Source organism: Roseovarius arcticus (genome assembly GCF_006125015.1).
GTDB classification, from domain to species: Bacteria; Pseudomonadota; Alphaproteobacteria; order Rhodobacterales; family Rhodobacteraceae; genus Roseovarius; species Roseovarius arcticus.
In genome coordinates, this window is the sequence record NZ_SZZN01000001.1 from 2,529,349 (window position 1) to 2,554,673 (window position 25,325).

A 25,325-nucleotide genomic window follows, 5' to 3' on the forward strand; every position below is an offset into this window, starting at 1 on the left:
ACTTGGCATTGCCGTCCAGAGCCTAGTCATGAACGAGCTTCGCCTTCAGGTCCGTCGTGGGAATAGCGCGGCTCAAACAGACGGCCGCGTTCCGCGACCAGTACCAACCCCAATGAGCAAAGCGACAAGACGAGGAACCCCGCAAACAGCGGAATGATCGTGCCGTCGTAAGCATAACCGATCACGGCACCAATTAACCCGCCGCCAAGTGTCTGGCCAAAGCCCAGAACCGAAGACGCAGTACCGGCTACATGGCCCAGCGGATCCATCGCAAGCGCATTGAAATTTGTGCCGATGAAGCCGAAGAAACAGAAAGTCGGCACGACCAGCACGTAAAACAGCCAGAACGGCGTCGCGCCCCCCATCAGCAGGGCTAGCAGCAGATGAAGCCCGCTGAGCAAGCAAAACCCGATCAGTGCGGTGTGCGAAAGCCGCCGCATACCGAACCTCTCGACCAGGCGGGAATTCAAGAAACTTGACACAGCCATAAAGATCGCAACGGCCGAAAAATAGAGGGTGAACGCGGGGCCAATATTGTAAACTTCTGTATAGATCTGCTCGGCCTGATTGATGAAGCCAAACAGGACCCCAAAGATCGTCGCCGAAGCGGCAGTGTAGCCAAAGGCGATACGGTTAGAGAGCACGACCTTGAAGGCATTGGCGGTGCGCTCTACGGTCAACGCACGCCGGTCCTCGGGATGCAGCGTCTCGGGCAGACGCAAGGCCGCCCAGATCAGCACGACAAAGCTGAACAAGGCGACAACAAGGGATATTTCACGCCAAGAGCCGAAAAGCATGATAATCTGTCCGATATTGGGGGCAATCACTGGGATGGCCATAAAAATCATCATCACCAGTGACATGACGCTGGCCATGCGCCGCCCGCCAAAGCTGTCGCGCACTACGGTGATGGCGATGACCCGTGTCGCGGCTGCGCCGATGCCCTGAATGGCGCGAAGTGCGAGAAGGACGCCGAACGTCGGGGCAGCAGCCGCGGCAAGCGCCGCAATGAAATAGAGCCCGAGTCCAAAGAATAGCACGGGCCTGCGACCATAACGGTCCGACAGTGGCCCGTAGATCAACTGTGCCGCGCCAAAGCCGGCAAGATAGCTCGTGATGACAAACTGACGCTGGTTTTCGGCTTCAACCCCCAGCGCGTTGCCGATTTCCTGAAGGGCGGGGATGAAGATGTCGATTGCTGCGGCATTGAGTGCCATCAGACTGGCGATAAGAATAATCAACTCCCATTGGGGGAGTTTGCCGTTTTTAGGGCGGTTAGCATCCGACATGGGACTCTTTCTTTTTAAAATCAGTTTTTAAGCGACCATGAAGTTCGGCGCAATGAAATGCACCCCGGCGCCAGTTGCGCTCCACTCCGCGATCGAGGCGCGACTTCCATGCTACCAAGTCTGCGCGATCAGCTCCTGCTTCATGAATCTGGTCTCCAGAATAAAGTGTAATGAATTGCGGCAGATTGCCGTAGACTCGTGCTTGGGTCCTATAGTGATAAAGAACCGAGAAAACCGCCAGATAATGTAAAAAAGGATTCTTTCCAGATGAGTGATATCAACGTGAAGAACATGTCTATGTCAGAGCTTCAAAAGCTCCAGAAAGACATAGGCAAAGCACTAGCCATCCACGAGACCAGCGAAAAGAAAAAAGCCAGAGCCATCATTGAGGCCAAGGCGAAGTCCTTCGGATTTTCTTTATCGGATCTGACTGGCAAGTCTGCCGCGCAACCCAAGCTTGAAAAGAAGGCCAAGGCGGACAAGAAGCCCCGCAAACAGCCCCGTATCAAATACCGGAATAAAGAGAACCCGGAACAAACCTGGACCGGAATGGGCCGTCGGCCGATTTGGCTGGTAATTGCGACCGACGCCGGCGCGAAACAAGAAGACTTTCTCGTTCAGGACTGATTGGTCCTTGATTGGACAGGTATTCGAACTTCGTAACGGCATATCTACAGACCATCCTCGGTTTGCTAAACTGCGGGAGGGGTTCCATTCGGGAAGATCGGGGGCAATGCCTCTGAAGTATCAGACTGGTTGTTTTGCGCATCTACTGCGAACAATGGTGCGTGGCGGAGGTCCACATGCAATTTTCATAAAGGTACCACTTGGCAGATCTCAACTCGATTATTGGGGGATCGCCGTAAGTCCGGGGCGTCTATCCTGTTTAGCAACACGCAGGCAACGTCAGAATGTCGAAAAGGGTCGGCGCGCATAGGCACACCGACCCCTTCCCTTCTCCAAAGCCCATAAGACGATCAGTCTTTGTGCTCGGGCAAGTTTTGCAGCTCATCCTTGGTCAACGCAGTCGTGACGTGAACTCTGCCGGCCTCGTCTCGCATAAATTTCATGCTCGAGGCCGGCAAAGCCACGGGCTTTGCGCCGATACCGAGAAAACCGCCCACATCCACCACGGCCTCCGCCGCTGGAGCCGGGCCGTGAAAATGGGAAATGTCCCCGATGTGATCGCCGTTCGGGCCGTAGACGTTAGCGCCTTCAATAGCTGCAGGATCCAGTTCTTCGACGCGCAGATTCGTGGCGTTCGCGCTCTCGGTTGTATTGGCTCATAAATCAACCTATACAATGCCCACCTTCACAGAACTAAGGCGCAAGCCCCTAGCCGTCGCAATCTGGCATGACGGCACAATAACCTCTGGGGCGCATCTCAGCCCGGCGGCTATTCTAGGTTGCCGCGGAGGGCAGACCTTGACACCGCATTACGCCCGGCTAACCGGGACAAAGGCGCCTCCGCCGAGACGCGTGCGGCGGGCCGAGATCCAAGACCTTGAGAAAAATAATAAAAGGGAAGATACACATGTCGCTCATCACGAATGGCCGCCTCGACCGGCGCGGATTTCTGAAGACCACGGCTGCAAGCGGCATCGCCGCATCGCTGCCGCTGGGCGGCGCCATGGCCGCCACACCCAAACGCGGCGGGCATCTGCGCATCGGCAAAGGCCACGGCGCAACCACCGATACGCTGAACCCCGGCATGTTCGAAAACGGCTATACTATCGCGCTGACCTTCGCCAAAGATGGCCACCTGACCGAAGTGCTGGCCGACGGTTCGATCGGCCCCGAAATCGCCGAAAGCTGGGAGGCGTCCGAGGATGCCAAAATCTGGCGGTTCAAGATCCGCAAGGGCGTCACTTACCATTCGGGCAAGGCTGTAACTGTCCAAGACGTCGTCGCGTCGATCAACTTCCACCGCGCCGAAGGCACAACCTCGGCCGCCAGTCCGCTCATTGCCGCGATCCAAGATATCACCATCGAGGGCGACGATACCGTCATTTTTACGCTGGATGGTGGCGATGCAGACTTCCCATTTATCGTCAGCGATTACCACCTGTCCATCCTGCCTGCCACGGATGACGGCATCGACTGGAAATCCGGCGACGGCTGCGGCAGCTACAAGATCAAATCGTTCGACCCCGGCATATCGACATCGCTGGAGCGCAACGAAAACCATTGGCGCGACGACGTCGCATGGTTCGAAAGCATTGAACTGCTGGTCTTGACCGATCAGAACGCGCGCACCACGGCGCTGGTGTCGGGCGACGTCGACACTGTCGACAAGCTGGACCTCAAGACCATCGACCTGCTGTCGCGCTATCCCGACCTCGTCATCAGTTCGATCGCAGGGACGCAGCATTTTACCTTCGCCATGGATTCGCGACAGGATCCCTATGCCGACAACAACGTGCGCCTCGCGATGAAATACGCGATCAACCGCGAGGAACTGGTCGAAAAGATCCTGTTCGGCTATGGCTCAGTCGGGAATGACATTCCAGTTGGCCAGAATCAGCAATTTTACAACACCGAACTGGAGCAGAAGACATACGATCCCGATAAGGCCAAGTTCTACCTGAAGGAGGCGGGCCTGGAGTCGCTTGACGTCAGCTTGTCAGCCGCGGACGCCGCCTTCGCCGGTGCGGTCAACGCTGCAACGCTTTACCAGAACTCAGCTAAGGATGCGGGCATCAACATCAATGTCGTGCGCGAGCCGAATGATGGCTACTGGTCCGACGTCTGGATGAAAAAGCCGTTCACAGCGGTCTATTGGGGCGGTCGCCCGGTGCAGGATCAGGCGTTTTCCATCGCCTTCACTTGCGGGGCGGAATGGAATGACGGCTTCTGGTGCAACGAGACGTTCGACGCATTGCTCAAAGAGGCCCGCGCCGAGCTGGATGAGGACAAGCGTCGTCAGCAGTATTTCGAGCTGCAGGAGATCGTCAGCACCCAAGGGTCCGTCGTCATCCCGATGTTCGCCAATTACGTCTATGCCACGACCAAAAAGATCGGGATGCCCGAAAAGGCTGCGTCGAACTGGGACATGGACGGCGAGCGTTGGGCCGAGCGCTGGTGGTTCGCTTGAGAAAAAACCGCTGAGCGCGCGGCTTACCGGCCGTGCGCCCGGTGCTTAAATGGAATGCTGCCGAATCCCAAGTTTGGCAGCATTTTTTGTTACTTTACCCCTGAAGAATACCAAGAGGCTTGCGGCGGGCGCTATTTTTCTGGTGAAATTTGCAGACAGCACCTTGTCGAAGCGCATACGAGGGCCAGCCTCGCCAGAGGCACGTTTGCTCGACGGCCAAAAAAGGATCGCTCCACGACATCGCTCGACGGTTTCTGCCAAACTAAAACTAGTTCGTCCGTTTCGCGATTGAAGGAGCCATGCTGCAGGGATCAAAAACGCACGGGCCTTTCGTTTCAAATTAATCCAATCAGTTGTGACCCTTTGACATTGCTGTTAGCCGCTCAATCAAAAGGGGATTAACAATGGATGGCAAGCTCACACGAGCAACCGAGGTCGAACGAGTATCAGAACTCTTAGGACTACCTGAAGAAATCAATGATACAGATTCTCTGATCGCCCAGATTACAACGGGTCTTCCCACCAAGTCCGTAGAGAAGATTTTAGAGGTAATGAACTCACAGCCAGTACTAAACCTCATTCCTGAACGGGCCTTCCGGCGAGCGAAGGCCGGAAAAATCCCCCTAAGTCCCGACAGGAGTAAGGTCCTATATGATTTTGCGCGCGCATACGTGGCCGCAGACAAAACTCACAGTGGCAACGGTGCCCTGGTGATGCGGTTTCTTGAGAAGCCTAATCCAGATCTTGGAGGCGCGGCTCCAATGGCACTAGCAATTTCGAGCCCTGCCGGTGCTGACGCAGTGATCGAACTACTTAGTAGATAAGCTAACCAGCCTCACGTCGACGCACGTCCTTAAGTGGATCGGTATTGCCAATTTGGTTTTCGCCGCGCTGCGCTGGCATGGCCTTTTGGAAACGCCGGTTAAACATGCAATCTCCTGCGGACTGTGTTACCCCGGTATCAAGTGCGCGATCCTGCGCATTCTTCCCAAATCAGATTGGTCTAAAATATGCAATTTCCCGAATGGATAAAACCTGCCCTCTTGGGTGTGGGAGCAGGGGCTATTGCTGTTTCTATTATTGGCTTTAATTGGGGTGGCTGGGTCACAGGTGGCGCTGCGGCTGAAATGTCGAGTGACGATTCCGCTGCGGCCGTCGTCGTTGCCTTAACGCCTTACTGCATTCGTAAATCCCGGAATGATCCGGGCGCACCTGCGATCTTGGCAGAACTCGAAGATGCCTCTTCTTATCAACGTCATACCGTTGTTGAGGACGCAGGATGGGCAACCCCGCTCGGCGCTGAAGAACCCAGCAGGGAACTTGCGGATGCCTGCGAGAGCGCCCTGAGTAATGACACATAAGCTTCCGTAGAACTGCGATAGTAGGCGGGAATGAGCTTCGGTTTTTCCCGCCTATCTTCAACAAGACCGCCGGTCCTTTGGCGGCGACCATACCCGATTTCCTGTGCCGCAAGTCAGAAGATCCGTTCAGACTACACGACTACCAAAGATCCGTTCAGACTACACGACTACCAATTTCATCAATTCATCGCCTGCGTGTTAGCAGTGCGATCCTAGGAATACGTACATCAAGGATATTTGTTAATGAACAAGCTGGCAAAGACGACAGTATTTACAAACTCGAAGCCCGAAAGGGAAACGAAGCTGGACAAAACCACGCGTGCAGTGAAGGCAATCGCTGAAGAAGAAACGGAAGAACGCCAGATCAAAACCGCGCGCCTTCGTAAAGATCGGCTTGAGAAAGAGGAAGATACGCGTTTGTAGAGGACAGCGACAACGTCCGAAGTCGAACGGCTGAAACTATAGCAAACTTTCAGGCTAGACGCGGCTCACTATTCCCGTGTGCCCCATCCTGCACAACGACGCTATCGTGCATCGCGGCCGCTTGCACAAGCGCAGACCTTGCACGGACTTCACGGCCTGGGCTGATGGGGATTGCTGCAGCAACCCGAATGGGCTGGCAATTCACCGAACTATTTCAAATCGCGGGCCATGTGGAGACATACTATTCAATGTGCGCAATATCTAGAAACGACCTGCCCGCAGGGAGACAGAATTTTAGTTAATACACCGGCCTGTTTGGGTGAAAACACCCTTGCTCTGGTCGCGTCCCACGCTTCTTGCCGATGATGGCCAAACCGGATTCTGGGCCTAACCTTGCGTCTTCTGTAGCAAGACGATCAACTCAATGAACTTCTCACGCTGCTGTTGCGGATCGCCGCTGCCGATGGCGTCCTCGACGCAGTGATGGGCGTGGTTCTCCAACACCATCCGTTCCACCCCCTTTAAGGCGGAGCGAACAGCCGCTGTCTGGGCCAGAATGTCGACGCAATAGCGATCCTCCTCGACCATTCGGGCAATCCCTCGCACCTGGCCCTCCAACCGGGCAAGCCGATCAAGTGTGCGCTGCTTGTCCTGCTTCATGTCATCTCCCTGGAACCCATTCATCTCATCGGCGTTTATCATACCTACGGGGGGTATATATGCTCTAAAAAGGAAAGGTTCACCGATCATGGCAAGAAATATGAACAGATACGAGAGCGGTGGCATGGGATACAGTCGGTTCTTTGCGATGATCGTCACGTCGACGGTGGTGATGTTCGGGCTGATGTATCTTAACACTTACGCCTTGGACCACATCTTCTTTTCGCAGACGCGGATGTGGATGGCGCTCTACATGGGCGGGATCATGGCGATAATCATGCTCGCCTTCATGCTAGGCATGTATACAAATCGGGCGGCCAATATCGCGATCTTCGTTGGCGCACTTGTCGCATTCGTGGTCGGCGTCGGATTGGTCCGCACGCAGGCCACTGTCGGCGACGTGTCGTGGATGAAGGCGATGATACCGCACCACTCCATCGCGATTCTGACCAGCGAACGTGCCGGCATTTCGGATCCGCGTGTGCGCGCTCTGGCCGATGCCATCATCGAAGCGCAGCGGGCCGAGATCGCCGAGATGAAGCTCTACATCGCCGATATTGAGGCGAACGGCGACGCGCCCGCGGGCACAGAACGTGATGAGCAATACTGACATTCGAACGATGGAGACGAACCCATGACTACAACAGATATTATCGACGGCCCTGATACCGCCCGCGCCAAAAGCAAAGGCACCGAAAAGACCGCGTCGCTCTACCGGATGGCTATGCCGGGGCATCTATGTCCGTTTGGGCTCAAGTCGAAGTCCATGCTCGAACGCAAAGGCTATGAGGTCGACGACAACCTTTTAACGACACGTGAGGAAGTCGATGCGTTCCAGGCCGCTCATGACGTCAAGACCACCCCCATCGCCTTCATCGATGGCGAGCAGATTGGCGGCTACACCGACCTGAAAAAACATTTCGGGTATCGCGTCCTCGGCAAGGACGACACCACCTACACACCAATCATCGCGATCTTCGGCTCGACCGCGTTGATGGCCTTGGCCGTTGTTCTGAACCTTTACGCTGGCTTCCCGGCATTGACCTTCTTGATGTGGTTCTTCGCGATCTCAATGGTTGCTCTCGCGATCCAGAAGTTACAGGACGTCGAAGCCTTCGTGAATGGGTTTCTGGGATACGATCTGCTGGCGCGGCGCTACGTGCCGTACGGCTATGCATACCCGTTCCTGGAGCTTTTCGCGGGTGTCGGTATGATGGCCCTGATCGGCACGGGCTCCGCGCTGATCTGGCTGGTCGCCCCGGTCGGCATCTTCATCGGCACCATCGGCGCAGTCAGCGTCATCAAGGCCGTCTACATCGAGAAACGTGACCTCAAATGCGCTTGCGTCGGTGGCGGGTCGAACGTGCCGCTTGGAGTGATTTCTCTGAGCGAAAATCTGATCATGGCTGGAATGGGCATTTGGATGTTGGGTATGTGGCTCTCGGCCTGACCGCGCCAATCCTGCCGGATCACAAAGAAAGAGGTTTGTGACAAAGCCGCGCCTTTGCTTTCGACTAATAGTCAGCTTCCGAAGCATTTTTAAGTTCTTAGGTTCCGCCCTGAGACAAGTCTGGGTGTGACAGATACATTTTCGAACGGCTGTGACGTCCTAGCTCGCTGTGTCTATTTCACAGAACTTTGGAAGGCCGCTTTTCGGTGCCTCAGACAAGTTCTTGACCGGATGCCCAGTCTTGGTGATCACCAGGTTCTCCGTAAGTGGAAGAGTGGTGGTGTCTAGGATGGTTCACGAACGGACATCTATGCTGGAAATGGGTCGGGATCGTTTGCCATGATCAATCCGCCACTCGTGATCGCTCGGTGGGATTTGGATCACTCGCCGAAGCATCTCCAAGCGTTTCCTCTTGCCTATGCAACTCTTCTTTCGGTTTTTCCGGGGGCTTCTTCTTGTCATCATCTGGCTTGGTCACAATGATCTCCTGGCTCTCAAAATTTTGGGTGTTGATGGTAAAAAGGCCCAGTGCGAACTGGGCCTCTTTATCGGTGGTCAGTCCGACAACTTGTCTTTGGCGTCGCCGACACCCTTTTGGACCTTACCCTCGGCCTGATCGACTTGGCCATCGCGCTTCATCTTGTCGTCGCCGATAGCATCGCCAGTTTCTTCTTTGATCTTGCCGCCAACGTCCTTGGCCTTGCCTTTTACTTGATCTTCATTCGCCATTTTCATCTCCATGATTGAGTGATTGCTATGGCAACTCAACTTGTGGAACCTGTCGGGGTTCCCCACGAAATCACGTGTCTTCCAAGATAAACAGGACACCCCGAACCAGATCGCGGCTGTCAGATCGCCCTCCGAGTGATCCTGCAAGCACGCCCATTGCCGCTAGAAAAAGGCTGAGTTTCAGATGATCGAGTGCGGTTGTAGCTTCTCCCGCACCGGGCCAGCTTTCCATTAACTGCTGGGGAAAAACGGTAAGAATGCCGAAATACATGAGGCCCCCGAAGAACATGAACATGACCAGAAGGGTCAGCAGCAGCGACAAGAAGGTCACGGCGATCGTGACGACGCTGGATTCCGTAATCCGCCTGTCCCGACTGAGCAACGTGTTAAAGGCGAAAGCGCGATAAAGGACGAATACGGCCGCCGCCAGACTTATGATCGAGAAGAGGACAATCTGTGAAACTGTCACTGCATGGGCGACATCCCATGTCTCCGCGCTGAACAACAGAACGATGATCACCGACAGGGCCGCCGCCAGCATGGTTGGCATACGGGTAAGCAGGCGAAACGGGTTGGCGCGCATGACTGCCCGCGTGATCGCGCCCGCATCCTGAATAAGGATCCGGCAGGCGAACACCAGCTTACCGTCACGCGTGGAGCGTTCGTTGGCCTCCTGCGGCAACATGTGGGCGATCCGCTCCTGTTGTGCTTTGGTCAACTGCCTCATGTGATCAAGGTCCTCGACACCTTCGAGCGGATACATGACGTTGGCAGGATCACGCTCGTGCTTGAGTGCAACCAGATGACCAAAGCTGTGCAGCATCAGCGTTGCCAGACGCGTCGCGGCCTTCTCAGGATCGGGTGCGTAGCCCCAGAACCCGGGGTCAAGGCGGCGCGTCGAGATGATTGCAATGTTCGTCAGCCGACTCGGCAACGCGAGCGTGTAGGCGAGTGACGAGGACGAGAGGTCAACCTCGGTGACGATCAGCAAGAACGGCAGATCGCGCTCCAGTTTCTCGGCAAGACCGACTTCCAAGAAATCGAGCGGCGCGTACTTACCGGCCCTTGGTGTCAAATGCGGTCCCGCAAAAGCGAGGGATTTAGTGCTCAGACGGGGCACATGCGCCAAAGCGGCCTCAAGTTTGATAACGGAGCGCGCCACAACGTCGTGGAAGAGCTTCGCGTCCCGGCCTTCGACCTCCATTTTCATAACGCCGACGGTGAATGGCGAGTGACCTTCCTTGTGTGATTTTCTATCCTGATCAAAGTCCATCTCGTGTCCTTCGGCTCGCCAAATTAATGCTTCCATTTTCACTTCAGGTTCAGGAAGGACCTACAATTTCGAATGACCAAGCATATCGCGCGTCTTAACAATCGAATCTTCGATAAGCTTCTGTTCATCCTCAGAGATCGGTTCAGGCGTGCTGTTCAGCCTGTCGGCTATGCTGCTGTCGAGCCTGACCGTGGTGGCCATCGGAAAATGGTCCGACCCGATAAATGGGAGACGCTCTAATGACACAACGGCCACATCCTCCGTGACGAACACCTGATCGATCGGAAAGCGCAGCCAGAATTTCTTGGCGTCAAAGCTGGAGAAGAAGCCGCGGCCGATCCGTGGATCAAGATATTGCCCGACATGTTTGAATGTCCGCGATGTGTCCGACCAGGCGACATCGTTGAAATCACCTGCCGCGATCAAAGGAACGTCGGCCTTCCGAGCGAACCTTGCGGCATAATATATCTGAGCGTCCCGTTCTTTCGTGCTCTCTCCGGGGACCGGGGGACGCGGATGTAGGCCCACGAACCTGAACTTCGTGCCATTCGGGCCTTGCATCTGCGCAAAGATGGAGGGCGTGTCCTCAGATGTCAGATAGACGATGCGCGCTTCGTTAACGTCGAGTCGTGTTGCGAAGACCATGCCGTAGTGGTCATCGCGCGGTTCGCGAACCACAGTGCTATATTCGCCGAGGACAGGGGCAAGCGCCTCAAGCCAGATCTGATCAGTCTCCATCAAAAGAAGAATATCAGGATCGAATTTGGTGATGATGTCAATAAGATCGCCGTGACGGTCGTTCTCCATAAGAACATTGGACGAAAGGATCCTAATGGACTCCTCACCGCCAGCTGCGAGCTCAAGGTCCGGTTTTGCGAGCATGGTATAGGGATAAACCCGCCAAGCCTGATAAAAACCAACCGCCATCATCAAGAGTGGGATGAGCACTCGACTAGGGCCGGAAATGAACAAACCGATAACAAGAACGATCCCGGCCACCACAGCAATTTGGATGCGGGGAAAGTCCATCAACCGTATCCACCAGGTATTGGTGTTTACCATTGGTATGAACGTCACCAATACAAGGCCGATCGCTATGCACCATAGGAGCACTAGAAGAGACAAGTAGAAGAGGTGAACATACTTAACCGAGCCATCCATGCCTTCTTATAGATGTATTCGGTCGAAGAAGCCCATTGTTCAGATTGTGCTCATGGATCAGCTCTTCGAGAGCTTGGCATCCTTGCGGGGCACCACCGCGTGAGCCAAAGGATACCAGGCACGGCCATCGCACTGAGGGAAGCCGCGCTTGTCCTCGTTGGTAATTATTTGATGCCATTTTCCCGCTGCAACGCTCGCACGTAGGCGACGACGTCCAACACGTCCTCTTGGGTGACTCCCTTCACGGCAGGCATGTTGCCGAATCTCCAGTGATGTGCGCGGACGCCGTTTTGCGCAGCAAGGACGAACGACATGTCGCCATGGTGGTTAGTCTCATAAATCTTGTGGACGAGCGGAGGTGCGACTCCCTGTTTTCCTTGCGCATTCTCTCCATGACAGGCTGCGCAAACAGCGTCGTAGGCTCGACTACCAATCTGTTCTTTTTGTGAGAAAGTTGCGGGCACCGATACAAAGGCAATCGCGTCACCGGGCAGCTCCGCAGGCTTTTCAGAGGCAGCTGGCCGCCCCTCATTTCCCGACTGCGTCAGATACCACGCACCTGCGACCAACGCGATCACGGCAAATACTATCGCTCCCCACTTCATTCTTGCGACTCTTTCTTTTTTAGCTCTCGAATGTGAGTTCTCCCATGGCGGCAAATGGCGGAGGCGGCGATACGCATCGCCGCCTCCGCATTGCATTATTTCATCTGAGTGACGGTCAGCTTGCCGTTGACGCGATCCGCGACAAATTCGATATCCTGACCTTCCGACATTTTAGCGATCGCTGCCTCGTCGGCGCGGAACACCATCGTCATTCCGGGCATATCGAGATTAACTAGCGGGCCGTGAATAATGGTCACCTTGCCCGCCTTGGCGTCGATCTTTTTGATCGTGCCGGTGGTGTATTCCACATCGGCCTGCGCCATTTTATCTCCCACAGTGATTGGCCCGTGCATGCCGGATTCGTAATGGCCGGGAATCAAGCAGGCAAATTCGAACGTGCCTGCGTTTGAGAACGTCCACACCACTTCGCCGGAGGCGCCGACGTCGAGTCGGACAGAGTTGGGATCATCGTGCTCCATCTCCATCTTCGCCATCATTTCCTTGTGCGTCGCATTGCCCGTCATCGTATCGAGGACAAACTCATGCTCAGTTCCGCCCTCGTTGACGATATTAAACCGGATCGTTTCGCCCGTCTCGATTTCCAACTTGCGCGGCTCGAACAGCATTTCGCCGTCATCGGTCTCGCTCATTGAGACGTCAATGGTGCGGTCGACCTTGGCGGGATCACCCGGCATGCCGATCAACATCACGGCTTGACCCTCGGCCTTGTCCGTATCATGTCCGCCATCGTGGCTACCCGAGGCAAAAACTGGAGCCGCCAAGGTGATCGTCAGCGCAGTTGTCAAAAGTAGATTCTTCATCAGTATTTCCTTTGGATTTTGTTGAGGAATTGGATCAAATGGCCAGTCAGCCATTCGAAGTTGGTTTGGGTGTAAGAATGGTTTGGGGGCTGTCGTTAGAGGCAAATTCAGGCAACTCGCCTGTCCATTCATAGGCCTGTTCGCCCGGAGGGTTCTTGTACCAGCCGGGATCGGCGTAATCGTCTGCGTCAATGCCATCCCTCACCTTCACGACAGAAAACATGCCGCCCATTTCGATCGGTCCGTATGGCCCCCAGCCGGTCATCATCGGCACAGTGTTATCAGGCAGCGGCATTTCCATTTTACCCATATCCGCCATACCCGCCGTACCCATCGGCATGTATTCAGGTTGGAACTGCCGGATCTTCTGCGTGAGTGGCTTCTTGTTCACGCCAATGAAGGTAGGCACATCATGGCCCATGGCGTTCATCGTATGATGCGATTTATGGCAGTGGATCGCCCAGTCGCCCAGATGGTCGGCGGTGAACTCATAGGCCCGCATGGCCCCCACTGGGATATCGACGCTGACCTCGGGCCACTGCGCGGCCTCCGGCACCCAGCCGCCATCTGTGCAGGTGACCTTGAAGTCATAGCCATGCATGTGGATTGGGTGGTTTGTCATCGTCAGGTTCCCGACGCGGACGCGCACCTTGTCGCCCTTGTTTACGACCAGCGGGTCGATGTCGGGAAAGATCCGGCTGTTCCATGTCCAGAGGTTGAAGTCCGTCATCGTCATGATGCGCGGGACATATGTCCCCGGATCGATGTCAAAGGCGTTCAGCATAATCAGGAAATCACGGTCGACCGGCATAAAGGTCGGGTCTTTAGGATGAACCACAAACATGCCCATCATTCCCATCGCCATCTGCACCATCTCATCCGCGTGCGGGTGATACATAAACGTGCCGGACTTGATCAAATCAAACTCGTAAACGTAGGTTTTTCCCGGCGGAATGCCGGGATGGCTGAGGCCACCAACACCGTCCATGCCTGAGGGCAGGATCATGCCATGCCAATGCACGGTGGTGTGCTCCGGCAATTTGTTGGTGACGTAAATACGCACGCGGTCGCCTTCCACGGCCTCGATCGTCGGGCCGGTCGATTGGCCATTGTAGCCCCAAAGATGTGCGATCATGCCATCGGCAAGTTCGCGCTCCACCGGTTCCGCGACGAGGTGGAATTCCTTGATTCCATTGTTCATTCGGTGTGGCAGCGTCCATCCATTCAGCGTCACGACCGGATTGTAGTCAGGTCCCGACGCCGGACGCGGCGAGATCGACGTTGCTGCGCTATCCCTCTGGGCGGCGTCAGGTAGACCCATATTCGTGGTCTTGCTCCATGCTTGGGACGAGACAAACGCTGCTCCTGCGGCGCCGGCCCCGAGTAATTGACGTCTATTCAACATGTCATATCCTTTCAGTGTCCTGCGCCGCCACTAGCGGCAAGTGTTGCACCCATCCCACTGGCACCGCCGCTGCCTGCGCCGCCGCCGTAGATCGCGGCGGTCAGATTAGCCTGAGCCATAAAGAATTCGCGTTTTGCGTTCGCAGACTCGAGTGATGCACCGAGTTTTTCGCGCACATCGGTCAGCAACTCGAAGGTGTTGGTGATCATGCCGTTGTAAGACAGCAGACCCTCTTCCTCGACGGTCTGGCGCAACGGCACCAGAACGTCGCGATAGTGCCGCGCGATCTTGTAGGAGGCCTGATAGGCAGTCTCAGCGCCGCGTGCTTCGGAGCGGACATTTACCGCCTTTTCGGCAAGGACATTGGCCGCCTGTAGGTATGCCAACTCGGCTTTTCGCATCCGGGCCTTGCCGGTGTCGTAGATCGGGATGACAAACTCCAACTCCACCTGAGGGGTGGTTTCGGTCGACCTCTCTCCATCTTCGACCTCTCGCTCCGCCTCAAAACCAGCGATGATTTCGAGGTCTGTGACCAGCCGAGTCTGATCTGTCAGCCCAAAGGCCGCTGCCTGCGCCTCGAGGCCCAGCTTTGCCACGCGCAGATCAACACGGTTGTTTAGCGCCTTGCTCTCGATGTTTGGCATGCGCCCGACAGAACGCGGCAATGCGGGCAAGGCATCAGGGACGTAGTAATCCACATCGGCTCCCCAAAGGCCCATGAGCCTTGTAAGCTCTTCCTTCGCACCGGTTGCATTCATCCGCGCTTGCGCCAACTGCCCCGCCAGTTCGGCGTTGAAAGCCTGCTCTCGCGCCTGACCGGCCTTGTTCAGCGCGCCTGTCTCACCCAACTTGCGAGCCAGTTCGGACCCCGCGTCGGATGTGGCCTTGGCGCGCTTGAGGTAGCTCACCGTCTCGAAGGTGGCGACAGCGTTGATCCATGCCTGCCGGGTTTGGTTCGCGAGTGTCAGCGTTTCGTTCACTGCTGTCAGCTGCGCTGCCCGGAAATTTACGTCCGCCAGTGCGACCCGCTGCTTGCGTGTTTTGGCGTCCAGAATGTTGGTCGCAATCATGCCCTCAATCGCACGGTATGCGCCCAGTTCGGCAGCCCCGATGCCGAGCAGGCCTATAGACACCACGGGATTTTCTGGCGTCGCCTGTTGCCACGCCTCGGTGGCCGACAAACCAACATTTGCGTAGGCGGCCTGCAGCCCCTTGTTGTTGAGCAAAGCGACCTGAACGGCTGTGTCAGCGGAAATCGTCTTGCGTTGCACCATGCCTTGCACTTCACGGTTCAGTGCTTCGTTTTCGGCCTGTGTTTGCGCGAACGCAGTGCGCTTTCCGATGGCCATAGATGTCTGGCCCGCCACATTGCCAAAACCCGCCTTGGATTCTGAATAGACGCCTGGGATCGCGGTAGCGCAGGCGCCAAGGACCAATGGAAAGCCGACGACCAATGAAAAGTTCATCAGACGCATCAGTTGCCCTCCGACTGTTCTTGGTTGACCGAGCGCCAATCGCGCGGGCCGGTGGGGCCGCGATAGGTGTACCCCTCCAAGGGGCTCTGGTACCCGATTGGTGAGGATATCGCCGTGTTGGTGACCGCCTGTTGTGCCGTAACGTTGGGCAGCGGAGCAGGCTCGTATGCACATGCACCAAGAGTGAGGGCTGATGCCCCCATAAGTAGATGGGTTTTCATGATGTAACCTGACTGATGGACTTCGGGTTCACGCACAAATATGCGGAAAGCGATGACCCCGTTAGGGGCCTTGGATCAGATCAGGGATTGGGGAGGCCGTAGAAAATCGGACGCTTCGAGCGAAGCCGCCTGCATGTGCAAAACTAGATACCTGCCAGCCGCAGTGCGTTCGACAAATACACCGTCGGCCTCTTCGAGTACGACCGAAACGCAGATGCCGTTGCAACATTTCCCAGACGCTTGATTTGGTTCTCCGTCTTTGGAGGCAGAGTTACTTTCGCCATGCATGGAATCTGATGAGTCAGCGCCATGAGCATGACCCATATCAATTTGGTCGGAACTGACCGATGCGACGTGATGGTCGCCGTGCATGCCAGACGCAGCGTGTGTCGCGGAGGTGGGCAAAAACAACAATGCGCAGACGATCACAAGCTGTGAAAGTGCCTTGATACATGCAACAATGGTCTTCTTGGATTTCATACATTGCATTTTCAGGGTAAACGGAACACCTGTCAATCCATTGGAGGGCGGTGGGCATCAAACTTCTCGTGAGGTCGGCTTTCAACTGCCGTTGGTTTTCAAATCGCACTCAATTTCGCAAGTGGCACGTGTCGGCGTGCAAAGCTGACCCCGTGGTGGGGTGATCGGACGCGTTTTCCATCGTTGTCGGCACGCGCATCATGTTCTGATCAGAGCCGCCAGAAGAACGCGCCCCGCAGGTCACTTGCCTGCGGGCGCATTGATAGCAGTTAACTCTGGTCCGCACCCTTTCGCGGCAGGACGAGCGCCGCCAACAGCCCACCATCTGGCCGGTTCTCCAGACGAACATCGCCACCATGGGCGCGGGCAATCGTTCGGGCGATTGATAGGCCCAGTCCTGTCCCGCCCGTATTGCGAGAGCGTGATTTCTCAAGCCGAAAGAAAGGCTCAAAGACGCGCTCCAGATCCGCTTCGGGAACGCCCGAGCCGTTATCGACTATTTCGATAGCGATAGTTTCTGCAACGTCCGTAACAGACACCGTGGCACCGCCCCCATATCGCTGTGCGTTCTCGATGAGATTCCGCAAGGCGCGGCGGATTGCGTTCGGACGCATCCGGACATTTACTTGGTCGATCTCGCCGACCTCAAAACCATCATGCATGTCCTGCTGAAGCCTCTTCAGAAAGTCGCGCATTTCAACAGTCTGCGCTTCTTCCGAGGTGGCCATGCCGTGCGCGAATGCCAGGGTGGATTCGACCATAACCTGCATCTCTTCGATGGACGAAATCATGCTGATGCGAATGTCCTCCTCATCGACGATTTCGGCATGCACACGTAGCGCCGTCAGCGGCGAGCGCAGATCATGTCCCAGCGCCGCCAGCACTCTGGTGCGGTCTGCAATGTGGCGGGTCAGGCGGCCTTGCATGTCGTTAAAGGCGACCGTCAGATCGCGCACCTCGCGCGGACCCGTTGCGGGCAAGGCGCCCGGCGTCTCGCCTCTGCCAAAGCTTTCGGCTGCCGATGCCACACGCCTCAACGGGCCAGTAAGGCAACTCAGAAGAAACCATACCGCACCGATCAGCAACAAAGCGGCGGTGATGCCAAAACTGAGGGTCGAGATCACCGGCCATTGCAGCGGAGGTCGATTGAACCGCGTATCGACATTCAGCCACCGCCCATCCTGCAATCCAACCGACACGCTCATTTCCAGCGACGACAGCCCGCCTTGCATCATTTGCAAATGCAGATTGCTGGCATCCGCGTTGATATGGGACATCGGCATCAACGTGCCGTCGGCCTCGTGCAGTTCGACCCGGATTGGGCGATCATCGCCCGGCCCCAGAAGCGTGCGCATACGCGCCTCGACGCTGCCGCCATCTACATGATTCAGATGATCAACAGTCGGCGTGGAGGTCACGTCAAACCGCACCAACGGCGAGTCAGCCGCGCGCAGGATCGAGGCCTGCAATTCCGGCGGTGCTTCCTCGATCAGGCGGGCGACGTTCGCGGCCCGCCCCGCCGCCTCAGCCCCCAGTGCCGCGCGAACCGCAAGCCCGCGTTCGTCCACGAAAAGCCACAGGCTGATCGCTTGTGCCAGCATCAAAGAGCCGATGATCAGCAGCACCAATTGGCCCTGCAAGCTGCTCAGAAATCTGCGCATCAGCCTGCATCCTCGACATCAGTAGACAGGCAATACCCCCCGCCCCGCACTGTCGTGATCAGCTTAGGGCGCATGGGGTCCTTTTCGACGCTGCGTCGCAGCCTGCTGACTTGATTGTCGATCGTCCGGTCAAACAGCCCGGGCGTTCGCCCAGCAGTTAGATCAAGAAGCTGCTCACGCGTTAGAACGAGGCGCGGCCGCTCCAGAAGGACTGTCAGAAGCTTAAACTCAGAGACAGAGAGTTGCGACTCGGCGCCCTCATCACTTGTCAACACGCGCGTGTCGGTATCCAACGTCTGATGCCCGAATCTGACCCGCGTTCCGGTGAATGTACCGCCAAACACCTCGGGCCGGGACGAACGTCTGATGATAGCCTTTACGCGCGCCAGTAATTCGCGTGGATTAAAGGGCTTGGCCAGATAGTCGTCGGCGCCGACTTCCAGGCCGACAATGCGGTCCATCTCTTCGCCAAGGGCCGTGAGCATCAAAATAGGTATTGAACCATTTGAGGACAGACGCCGGCACACCGAAAGCCCGTCTTCGCCCGGCATCATGACATCCAGCACGATCAGATCAAACCGGCTCTTCGCCAATTCTGCATCCATTTCAGCCGCATTTTCGGCCTTCGTAACCCGCATCCCGTTCTTCACCAAATAGCGAGAGACCGCATTTCGAATTTCAAGGCTGTCGTCGACAATAAGGATATGATGCAGATCGGCCATGCAGCAAGATTATAGGCATTGAACCGAGATGTATCCGCTAATTGACTGAAAAATGTAACGAAACGTATCATGGATTGCCCATGTGACAGTCCATTACAAAGCCGCCCGCGCGGCCCATTGCGAATGGTTTTGCAATGCTCAAGTTGGGGTCATCGACAACGAGAGCAGAAGGAATCTTCACAATGAAAAGCAATATCATCCAAGCCTTGGCACTTATCGGCGCCATTTCCGCAGGCGGCGTCGCCCAGGCAGATAACGGCTTCAAAACAGGCCATCACCCATTTGTTGCATCGAGCGCCGGGACAAGTTCAGGCGTAATGACGAAAGGCAGCGTCGGGCACAACGGCGCCTTTATCGACGGCAAGGTTCAACCTGACCGCGCTGACGCCCATTCCCAGAGCGTAACCAGGGGTGAGATGACCATGGGACGCGATATGCAGTCCAATGGCCCGCTTCCGCCGGAGGCCGGCAACGAGCGCTGATGCAGTATGCCCTATCGCGCCAGAGAGCGTCCTAGGTAAATTGAAGAGAATGCGGGCGGCCGGGGCATAAACCCACGACCGCCCGCGAAGCTTGATAGCTCCAAAACGCGGCAAGGTAAAAGGCCGCACGATCAGCTCTGGCTTTCCAAAGCGCTACAAAAAATCCCCGCAATGCCGTGCGGGCGTTGTCTGAGATGGGACCGCTGCATTAATATGAATGGGCTGGCAGTTAACCAAAACATTGCAGATTGTGGACCATAAGTAGACATACTATCTCGCAACACAGGTATATCTGAAAATTGCCCGTGCGCAGGGAGTCAGAATGTTAGTTAATGCAGCACTCCCTATTAAAGTTACCATGTGGACGTCAGCTATGAAACACGCGAAGAAAAGTCACGTCTTTTCGTATAGACGCTTGGAGACTCATGCCTTGATCAATTGGATCGACACCTATTTTCGGATCCAGGGCACGACGGATCTTTGGCCCATTGGAGCGTCAGCCTCGAATGGCTGTATCCGGAACTCGAACGATCACGTCATCCCGTTTTATGACCAAGGGCTGATGAAACCGCTGGAAGCAGTTCTGTGACGACCAGTCGTCGGGATCTACTGATCATAGGTGGGATTGTTGGTGCTGTATACGGACTGCGCGCCATGCCTTGGAATCTTGTTCTCGGTCGTGGTCCCAAGTACTTTGCCATCGATTCACTACCCCCGTTTCGGACTGTGCAATCCGGGCGAGAGATATCGGGGGCGTCCGCGGCCTTCATCGGCCTCGATGCGCCGAACGGAGACGCCGAGGCCAGGCGGGCACGCGCCGCCGCAGTCAAGTCCGACCTTTGTGGCGCATTGTTTGGGACTGCGATCTCTCAGGATGTTGTTCCCATCGCCTATTTCAGCGAGTTTCGTTGCCCATACTGCCGCGCGATAGAGCGTGACCTTGATGACATCATGGCGACCGATCCCGACACGATCCGCATAATTCAACATGAGCTACCGATTTTTGGTCCATCTTCGGAGCTTGCAGCACGAGCATCAGTGGCCGCTGCGCGGCAGGGATTGCAGCAACCTTTGCGACGACGGTTTATGCGTACGCCGTTTTTGGCTGACCAACGCTCCGTTCTCGCCATCGCATCCAGCGTCGGCCTCGACACCGACAAATTGGTGAAGGACATGAACTCTCCCGAGGTGCAGGCCGAACTGGACCGCACGCGCGCGCTGGCCGACGTCTTCGGTTTCGTTGGAACACCGGGGCTTGTTGTCGGGCACACGGTGATTCTGGGGGCACTGCCGACACCGCTTCTAAGGCGTATCATTACCGACGAGCATTCAATGCCCCAAGTAGCGTGCTGAAACCATGAACACACCGTCGCACATGCTGCTCGGAGCCGCAGTCTTTGCGCGTCCCATGGCTCCAACGGTCCTTGTGGCTGCATTGCTTGGCGGGCTCGCGCCGGACGTTCCCATGTTCGTGATGGTGTTTTGGAGCACGCGGCTTTTAGGGATTCCCGAGCATGAGGTGTTCGGGCAGCTCTACTTTTCAGATGTCTGGCAAGCCATCTTCGCCATTGATCACGGGTTCTTCGTCTGGGGTAGTCTGTTCGGTCTTGCGGTCTGGCGCGGATCAATCCTATTGCGCGCCTTCGCAGGCTCAGGAGTGCTGCACGCCTTCGCGGATTTTCTGACTCATCACGATGACGCGCGCCGCCAGTTCTGGCCACTCACGGATTGGGTATTCCGAAGCCCAATTAGCTATTGGGACACAAGGTACTACGGCAGCATTTTTACGATGTTCGAGTTCGGTTTGGTGCTTGTACTCACCTGTTTCCTGCTGTGGCGGCTCCGTAGTCCCCTAGAACGCATCTTGGTGCTGGCAGTTTCAGCGCCGGTTATTCTGTCAGTTCTTCTGACGGGGACCTTTCACGGACTTCACGGCATGGGCTGAGATGAGAAGTCAACCTAGATGGCGACGCAGAAGCTGCGTGTCGATCGCGACTGATGGTCGACAACGACATGAACAGCATCTGCGTTTTGATGCCTAGGTGTTTCGACCCTCAGGACTAAATCAAGTTACTCACAACTGCAACTAGCCAATGGGCAAGAGCGTAGCGGCATCGAAGTTTCAGGGATCAACCCCGCCAACGGCGTCACCGCCCGCGTAAGGATGCCTGCGATCTACATCGCGACGGCACTGGTTCTACCTAGCATTTCGATTTGCTCTCCGGGCGGATCGAAATACTTCCACCCCATAACCCGCGCAGAGTAGAACAGTGACGCGATAGTATTAGCGGTTGCGGCCAGCGCCAACCAAACGAAACCGCCTTCTATCGTCGCCATGAACAGAGTGATCTTGCCGACAAAACCGATCAATAGCGGGATGTCTGTCTGCGACAGCAACGCCAATACCTGAATTGGGGCCGCTGCAGGCTGGCGTCGGGCCATACCCGCATAATTTTCAATTTTGGTGCAGCCGCGCAGATGCACCACACCGGAAAACGCGGCAACATTGCCGATGGCATGGGACAGCAGAGGAGTCAGAAGCGCCATGACTGCATCGTCACTTTGCCCAACGAGAGCAACGGCCGTCAAGACATAGCCTGCTTGGACCACGGGAGACCATCCGACCAGCCGTCGCAGATCATGCTGCCAAAGAGCGACCTAGATATCGCTAAGCTGCGGTCCGACATGGAGGCATCCGATATCCAGAATCATATCGACGAATCAATGCTGCTACCACAGGCTTTGGGTTTCAATGGCACGCCATTACTTGTCGCTCGGCGACAACCTCATCCCCGGCTTCATTGAGCAAAATCAGCTGGAGACGCTGATCGATCAAGCTCGCAACAGCGAATAAGCGAGTGCGAAACTGGCAACACTGAACTGGCGCCCGAATGTCCGGGCGCTGGTCTCGTTTCAGATCGACGCGACTGTCGTGACGTCATACCCGGCACTCCGGATCGCCTCGGTCAGGGCGCGCGCGTTCAGAATACTTTCGACGTCGACTTTACGCGCGTCGGTATCGCAGGTCACTTTTGCGGTCGGGTCTATCGCCTTGATTGCCTTTTCAATCGCCGCTGTGCAGTGCCCGCAGCTCATCTCGGGAACATCGAATCTGGTCATGGGGGCTCTCCTTTACATTGTCTAACAGATGGGGCGTTCCCGCACAGGAAGGTCAAGGAGGTGAAGGTTATGGATTGAAGAAATTAGATAATCCTCTGATCCGAGGCGATCATCAGCAGATTGAAAAACAATGCTCATTCCTGGCCGTCAATGTCTTGGATAATTGTTCTGCAACTGCTAGCTTTGGGTTTTTCGAAACCAATTTTTCCACCATCCATGATAACAAAGCTGACCAGAACCGCATTCCTAAGCCCAGCACCAGAGCGGCTGTTTTCCGGAGTGAAGTCATTCATGCCGCAGAAATTATCCCGTATCGATAGTTACAATGGTTGTCTCGGTTTTCGGGAAACAATCCCGATAGCACAGCGCGACATTGGTTCCACGGAACAGTCGAACAAGGTCAAATGAGGTAATTGTACCTTCCACTGCGAACTAAGGCTGTTCAGACAAGAGTTCCGTTTTCCAGGCTCTTATTATTTGAGCGATGTTATTAATGCCTATCCAAGTATTCTCCTTGGCAGATCGTTGTGGATCGCCGTTGCGGCCAAGGCGGCCTGGCCCATCGCACTTGCGATTTGATCAAGCCCGTCTGTAACATCCCCAATAGCGTAAACCCTTTCAATGCTGGTCTTCTGCTTGGCGTCACTGACAACGCAACGGTCTTCACTAAGATGGACGCCAAGCCTGTCCGCGAGATCTGAACATGCTGTCGTCCCCAACGCGACATAGAGCGTGTCAAAGTGCCGTGTCTCGCCACCTTCAAGCGTGACGATGACATGCGCGTCTGACAACGCCAAACTTTTCATTGGTGACTCCAGAACGCCTATACCGTCCTTTGCCTTGGCCCGAGAGCCGTCAGGCGGGACCAACGTAACCGTTGGGGAATAGTCGCGAAGGAAGCGCGCCTCGGCAAATCCATGCGCACCATTGCCGAGGACGGCGACACGCTTGCCACGGATCTCATAAGCATCGCAGACGGGGCAATAGCGGATCAACCCTCGCTTTAAACCCTGATCGTGGCTGCTGCTCGACAGCGGCGGGCGACGGTTAACGACTCCGGAGGCGAAGATGATATTATGCGCGACCTCGACCCGGTAATCGGTCGTGACGTGGAACACATCGTCTTTCTTTTCAACCGTGCTGACCGTCTCAGTTATAATCTCGGCACCATAGAGTTCGGCATGAGACCGCATCCGATCAAGCAGAGCACGACCTGAAATTCCGTCTGGGAAGGGCGACAGATTGTGCGTTTCCGGGATCATCCGAGCCCGTCCTTCCTCTGCGTCAAAAACCATGACGCTGCGGAGGAATCGAGCAAGATAAAGCGCGGTGGTTAGTCCCGCAGGGCCGCCACCCACGATGATGCAGTCTTTCATGTTCGGCTTTCTACTTTAATGGGCTCTTTCTGCAGTGCGAACTCGGCCAAGCCCACGAACGCTTCAATGAAAATCTCTGATCCATATCATCAATCAAACGTTTCTGCATGCCGCTGGCGCCCCTCTTCTCAAAGCCTTTTTGGTACGGCAAAAAACCGCCCGACCCCCCCCCCCCCATCTACAAAGCGTTACAAAATAATTCACGGCTAAGCCATGCAAGCTCAATGTGAGATGCCTATGTCAAACGCATGACAGTTGAAAAGGAGATCCCCATGTCACAACGCTTCATTCTCACCCTCTCGTTAGCTGCCGCAACGGCACTCGGCGGTGCGGCCTATGCGCAAAATAGCCACGGCCACGGCGCGAAAGCAAAGCCCGCTGATGGCGGTATGATGATGCAGGGCGGCGGTTCCGGTATGATGGGCGATATGTCCGGCATGATGCAGAAGATGCACCAGATGCATGGCGACAAGATGGGCGGAATGGGGTCTGGTATGATGGGCGGCGCGATGATGCAGATGCTTGATGCCGACGGCGACGGCAACGTGACACTCGAGGAAATGCGCGAGCAGATGCAGGCCAAGCTGACCGAGTATGACAGCGATGGCGACGGTACATTGTCGATTGCCGAGTTCGAGACGCTGCATAGTGCGATGATCCGCGAGAAAATGGTGGACAAGTTCCAGCATCTTGACGCGGACGGCGACGGCGCCATCACCAGCGACGAAATGACCGCGCCAGCCAAGAAAATGGAGCGGATGCAGAAGATGCATTCCGGCATGATGGGGCAGATGCAAGGTCAGCCCGGCGATGGTCAAGGCATGGGGTCTGAAATGAACAATGCGGACGATTCCGGCGATAATTAAGGAGTGCGGCGTCAGCCCACGGCTGACGTGACGCCACCTCTTCGCGAATAGGAATAGGAGGTCGACATGATGGGTTTCGGAATGGGGTGGCTTCTGGATGCTGCTCATCATCATCTTGGTCGTGCTGGGGGTCTTGGCGCTGGCCAAATACCTGTTCAAATAATTGAAAGGAAATCGAATTGGGTTATACCTATGACCGCATCCTAGAAGATATTGGCATCGATGACGCCGAACTACGCATCCGTGATGCGTTGGCCGAAAATGGCTTCGGGATTCTGACCGAGTTCGATGTCAAAGCAACGATGAAAAAGAAGATTGGCGCGGAGATGGAGCCTTACCGCATCCTTGGGGCCTGCAACCCAGAAATGGCGCATAAGGCGATCAGAATAGAGCCGCGAGTGGGTGCGATGCTGCCCTGCAATGTGATTCTGCGCGAAGTGCCCGGCGGTACCGAGATCAGTGCCATCGATCCCGTGGCATCCATGCAGGCCATCGACAATGACCAGCTGCACAAGGTCGCAGGCGAGGTGCGGGACATGATGCGTGCCGCTGTGGACGCCGCCTTACAAAAACATCTCTCGGCAACGCCTATTCCCTCCGATGACCGAATTCATCAGGGTTGGAGGTAATTGAACACGAAACCGGGCGGAC

28 protein-coding genes and 2 pseudogenes are annotated in these 25,325 nt (G+C 55.8%); 13 read left to right on the forward strand and 17 right to left on the reverse strand.

All coding sequences use genetic code 11. The features are described from left to right. Positions 1–26: 26 nt before the first annotated feature. Positions 27–1,289: a multidrug effflux MFS transporter gene (locus tag MK6180000_RS12060; RefSeq protein ID WP_138934964.1), complete on the reverse strand. Its 1,263-nt coding sequence runs from the start codon at positions 1,287–1,289 to the stop codon at positions 27–29. A 267-nt stretch (positions 1,290–1,556) separates the two neighbouring features. Here MK6180000_RS12060 and MK6180000_RS12065 point away from each other — a divergent pair, with 267 nt between their 5' ends. From MK6180000_RS12065 to MK6180000_RS12090, 5 genes are all read left to right on the forward strand, one after another. Next, a complete protein-coding gene (locus tag MK6180000_RS12065) occupies positions 1,557–1,916 on the forward strand; it encodes an H-NS histone family protein (RefSeq protein ID WP_138934965.1) in 360 nt (119 codons plus the stop codon). Between the two features lie 907 nt (positions 1,917–2,823). Continuing rightward, the gene (locus MK6180000_RS12075) at positions 2,824–4,383 is read left to right on the forward strand and encodes an ABC transporter substrate-binding protein (RefSeq protein WP_138934966.1); all 1,560 of its coding nucleotides are present in this window, start codon (positions 2,824–2,826) and stop codon (positions 4,381–4,383) included. A gap of 404 nt (positions 4,384–4,787) precedes the next feature. Beyond that, complete coding sequence (locus MK6180000_RS12080; RefSeq protein ID WP_138934967.1) at positions 4,788–5,207, forward strand: MbcA/ParS/Xre antitoxin family protein; 420 nt, start codon at positions 4,788–4,790, stop codon at positions 5,205–5,207. A gap of 186 nt (positions 5,208–5,393) precedes the next feature. Next, positions 5,394–5,744, forward strand: a complete 351-nt coding sequence (locus tag MK6180000_RS12085) for a hypothetical protein (RefSeq protein ID WP_138934968.1) — start codon at positions 5,394–5,396, stop codon at positions 5,742–5,744. 243 nt (positions 5,745–5,987) lie between these two features. Beyond that, positions 5,988–6,167: a hypothetical protein gene (locus tag MK6180000_RS12090; protein WP_138934969.1), complete on the forward strand. Its 180-nt coding sequence runs from the start codon at positions 5,988–5,990 to the stop codon at positions 6,165–6,167. Between the two features lie 387 nt (positions 6,168–6,554). On the opposite strand, the gene MK6180000_RS12095 is transcribed toward MK6180000_RS12090, so the two are convergent. After that, on the reverse strand, positions 6,555–6,827 hold the full coding sequence (locus MK6180000_RS12095) for a metal-sensitive transcriptional regulator (RefSeq protein ID WP_138934970.1): 273 nt from the start codon (positions 6,825–6,827) through the stop codon (positions 6,555–6,557). An 88-nt stretch (positions 6,828–6,915) separates the two neighbouring features. On the opposite strand from MK6180000_RS12095, the gene MK6180000_RS12100 reads away from it, so the two are divergent. Together MK6180000_RS12100 and MK6180000_RS12105 are read left to right on the forward strand one after the other, a co-directional pair. Next, positions 6,916–7,437, forward strand: coding sequence for a DUF305 domain-containing protein (locus tag MK6180000_RS12100; protein WP_246040504.1), 522 nt, complete (start codon positions 6,916–6,918; stop codon positions 7,435–7,437). A gap of 24 nt (positions 7,438–7,461) precedes the next feature. Further along, the gene (locus tag MK6180000_RS12105) at positions 7,462–8,277 is read left to right on the forward strand and encodes a MauE/DoxX family redox-associated membrane protein (RefSeq protein WP_138934971.1); all 816 of its coding nucleotides are present in this window, start codon (positions 7,462–7,464) and stop codon (positions 8,275–8,277) included. Between the two features lie 343 nt (positions 8,278–8,620). Here the strand turns inward: MK6180000_RS12105 and MK6180000_RS20880 are convergent, their stop codons facing one another. The 12 genes from MK6180000_RS20880 to MK6180000_RS12160 form a co-directional block, all read right to left on the reverse strand. Further along, the gene (locus tag MK6180000_RS20880; protein WP_281284680.1) at positions 8,621–8,755 is read right to left on the reverse strand and encodes a hypothetical protein; all 135 of its coding nucleotides are present in this window, start codon (positions 8,753–8,755) and stop codon (positions 8,621–8,623) included. A 77-nt stretch (positions 8,756–8,832) separates the two neighbouring features. Then, on the reverse strand, positions 8,833–9,006 hold the full coding sequence (locus MK6180000_RS12110) for a CsbD family protein (RefSeq protein ID WP_138934972.1): 174 nt from the start codon (positions 9,004–9,006) through the stop codon (positions 8,833–8,835). 70 nt (positions 9,007–9,076) lie between these two features. After that, positions 9,077–10,279, reverse strand: a complete 1,203-nt coding sequence (locus MK6180000_RS12115) for a zinc metalloprotease (protein ID WP_138934973.1) — start codon at positions 10,277–10,279, stop codon at positions 9,077–9,079. A 60-nt stretch (positions 10,280–10,339) separates the two neighbouring features. Then, positions 10,340–11,308, reverse strand: coding sequence for an endonuclease/exonuclease/phosphatase family protein (locus MK6180000_RS12120; RefSeq protein ID WP_212751901.1), 969 nt, complete (start codon positions 11,306–11,308; stop codon positions 10,340–10,342). A gap of 296 nt (positions 11,309–11,604) precedes the next feature. Then, complete coding sequence (locus tag MK6180000_RS12125; protein WP_138934975.1) at positions 11,605–12,045, reverse strand: c-type cytochrome; 441 nt, start codon at positions 12,043–12,045, stop codon at positions 11,605–11,607. Positions 12,046–12,140: 95 nt separating this feature from the next. Continuing rightward, positions 12,141–12,866, reverse strand: coding sequence for a copper-binding protein (locus MK6180000_RS12130; protein ID WP_138934976.1), 726 nt, complete (start codon positions 12,864–12,866; stop codon positions 12,141–12,143). 46 nt (positions 12,867–12,912) lie between these two features. Then, positions 12,913–14,271 carry a multicopper oxidase family protein gene (locus MK6180000_RS12135; RefSeq protein ID WP_138934977.1) on the reverse strand — a complete coding sequence of 453 codons (1,359 nt, stop codon included), beginning with the start codon at positions 14,269–14,271 and terminating at the stop codon, positions 12,913–12,915. Positions 14,272–14,282: 11 nt separating this feature from the next. Beyond that, positions 14,283–15,746 carry a TolC family protein gene (locus tag MK6180000_RS12140; RefSeq protein ID WP_138934978.1) on the reverse strand — a complete coding sequence of 488 codons (1,464 nt, stop codon included), beginning with the start codon at positions 15,744–15,746 and terminating at the stop codon, positions 14,283–14,285. Next, the gene (locus MK6180000_RS12145; protein ID WP_138934979.1) at positions 15,746–15,967 is read right to left on the reverse strand and encodes a hypothetical protein; all 222 of its coding nucleotides are present in this window, start codon (positions 15,965–15,967) and stop codon (positions 15,746–15,748) included. Before MK6180000_RS12145 ends, MK6180000_RS12140 begins: the two co-directional genes overlap by 1 nt. A 75-nt stretch (positions 15,968–16,042) precedes the next feature. Beyond that, positions 16,043–16,447, reverse strand: coding sequence for a hypothetical protein (locus tag MK6180000_RS12150; RefSeq protein ID WP_138934980.1), 405 nt, complete (start codon positions 16,445–16,447; stop codon positions 16,043–16,045). 269 nt (positions 16,448–16,716) lie between these two features. After that, positions 16,717–18,108 carry an ATP-binding protein gene (locus MK6180000_RS12155; RefSeq protein WP_138934981.1) on the reverse strand — a complete coding sequence of 464 codons (1,392 nt, stop codon included), beginning with the start codon at positions 18,106–18,108 and terminating at the stop codon, positions 16,717–16,719. After that, complete coding sequence (locus MK6180000_RS12160; RefSeq protein WP_138934982.1) at positions 18,108–18,830, reverse strand: response regulator; 723 nt, start codon at positions 18,828–18,830, stop codon at positions 18,108–18,110. Before MK6180000_RS12160 ends, MK6180000_RS12155 begins: the two co-directional genes overlap by 1 nt. Before the next feature lie 182 nt (positions 18,831–19,012). Here MK6180000_RS12160 and MK6180000_RS12165 point away from each other — a divergent pair, with 182 nt between their 5' ends. The 3 genes from MK6180000_RS12165 to MK6180000_RS12175 all read left to right on the forward strand — a co-directional run bounded on the left by MK6180000_RS12165 (position 19,013) and on the right by MK6180000_RS12175 (position 21,257). Then, the gene (locus MK6180000_RS12165) at positions 19,013–19,312 is read left to right on the forward strand and encodes a hypothetical protein (protein WP_138934983.1); all 300 of its coding nucleotides are present in this window, start codon (positions 19,013–19,015) and stop codon (positions 19,310–19,312) included. Positions 19,313–19,966: 654 nt separating this feature from the next. Further along, positions 19,967–20,665, forward strand: a complete 699-nt coding sequence (locus MK6180000_RS12170) for a DsbA family protein (protein ID WP_138934984.1) — start codon at positions 19,967–19,969, stop codon at positions 20,663–20,665. A 4-nt stretch (positions 20,666–20,669) separates the two neighbouring features. Beyond that, positions 20,670–21,257: a cobalamin biosynthesis protein CobQ gene (locus MK6180000_RS12175; protein WP_138934985.1), complete on the forward strand. Its 588-nt coding sequence runs from the start codon at positions 20,670–20,672 to the stop codon at positions 21,255–21,257. 230 nt (positions 21,258–21,487) lie between these two features. On the opposite strand, the pseudogene MK6180000_RS12180 reads toward MK6180000_RS12175, so the two are convergent. Both MK6180000_RS12180 and MK6180000_RS12185 read right to left on the reverse strand, forming a co-directional pair. Next, positions 21,488–21,958 (reverse strand): annotated as a pseudogene (locus MK6180000_RS12180) (proton-conducting transporter transmembrane domain-containing protein); the annotation flags it as partial. 267 nt (positions 21,959–22,225) lie between these two features. Next, positions 22,226–22,432, reverse strand: coding sequence for a heavy-metal-associated domain-containing protein (locus MK6180000_RS12185; protein ID WP_138934987.1), 207 nt, complete (start codon positions 22,430–22,432; stop codon positions 22,226–22,228). A 74-nt stretch (positions 22,433–22,506) separates the two neighbouring features. On the opposite strand from MK6180000_RS12185, the gene MK6180000_RS12190 reads away from it, so the two are divergent. Further along, positions 22,507–22,752, forward strand: a complete 246-nt coding sequence (locus MK6180000_RS12190) for a hypothetical protein (RefSeq protein WP_138934988.1) — start codon at positions 22,507–22,509, stop codon at positions 22,750–22,752. A 177-nt stretch (positions 22,753–22,929) separates the two neighbouring features. On the opposite strand, the gene MK6180000_RS12195 is transcribed toward MK6180000_RS12190, so the two are convergent. Continuing rightward, complete coding sequence (locus MK6180000_RS12195) at positions 22,930–23,808, reverse strand: NAD(P)/FAD-dependent oxidoreductase (RefSeq protein ID WP_138934989.1); 879 nt, start codon at positions 23,806–23,808, stop codon at positions 22,930–22,932. 272 nt (positions 23,809–24,080) lie between these two features. Here MK6180000_RS12195 and MK6180000_RS12200 point away from each other — a divergent pair, with 272 nt between their 5' ends. Continuing rightward, on the forward strand, positions 24,081–24,674 hold the full coding sequence (locus MK6180000_RS12200; RefSeq protein WP_171054612.1) for an EF-hand domain-containing protein: 594 nt from the start codon (positions 24,081–24,083) through the stop codon (positions 24,672–24,674). 179 nt (positions 24,675–24,853) lie between these two features. Next, positions 24,854–25,237, forward strand: a pseudogene (locus tag MK6180000_RS12205) (DUF302 domain-containing protein); the annotation flags it as partial. Positions 25,238–25,325: the final 88 nt, after the last annotated feature.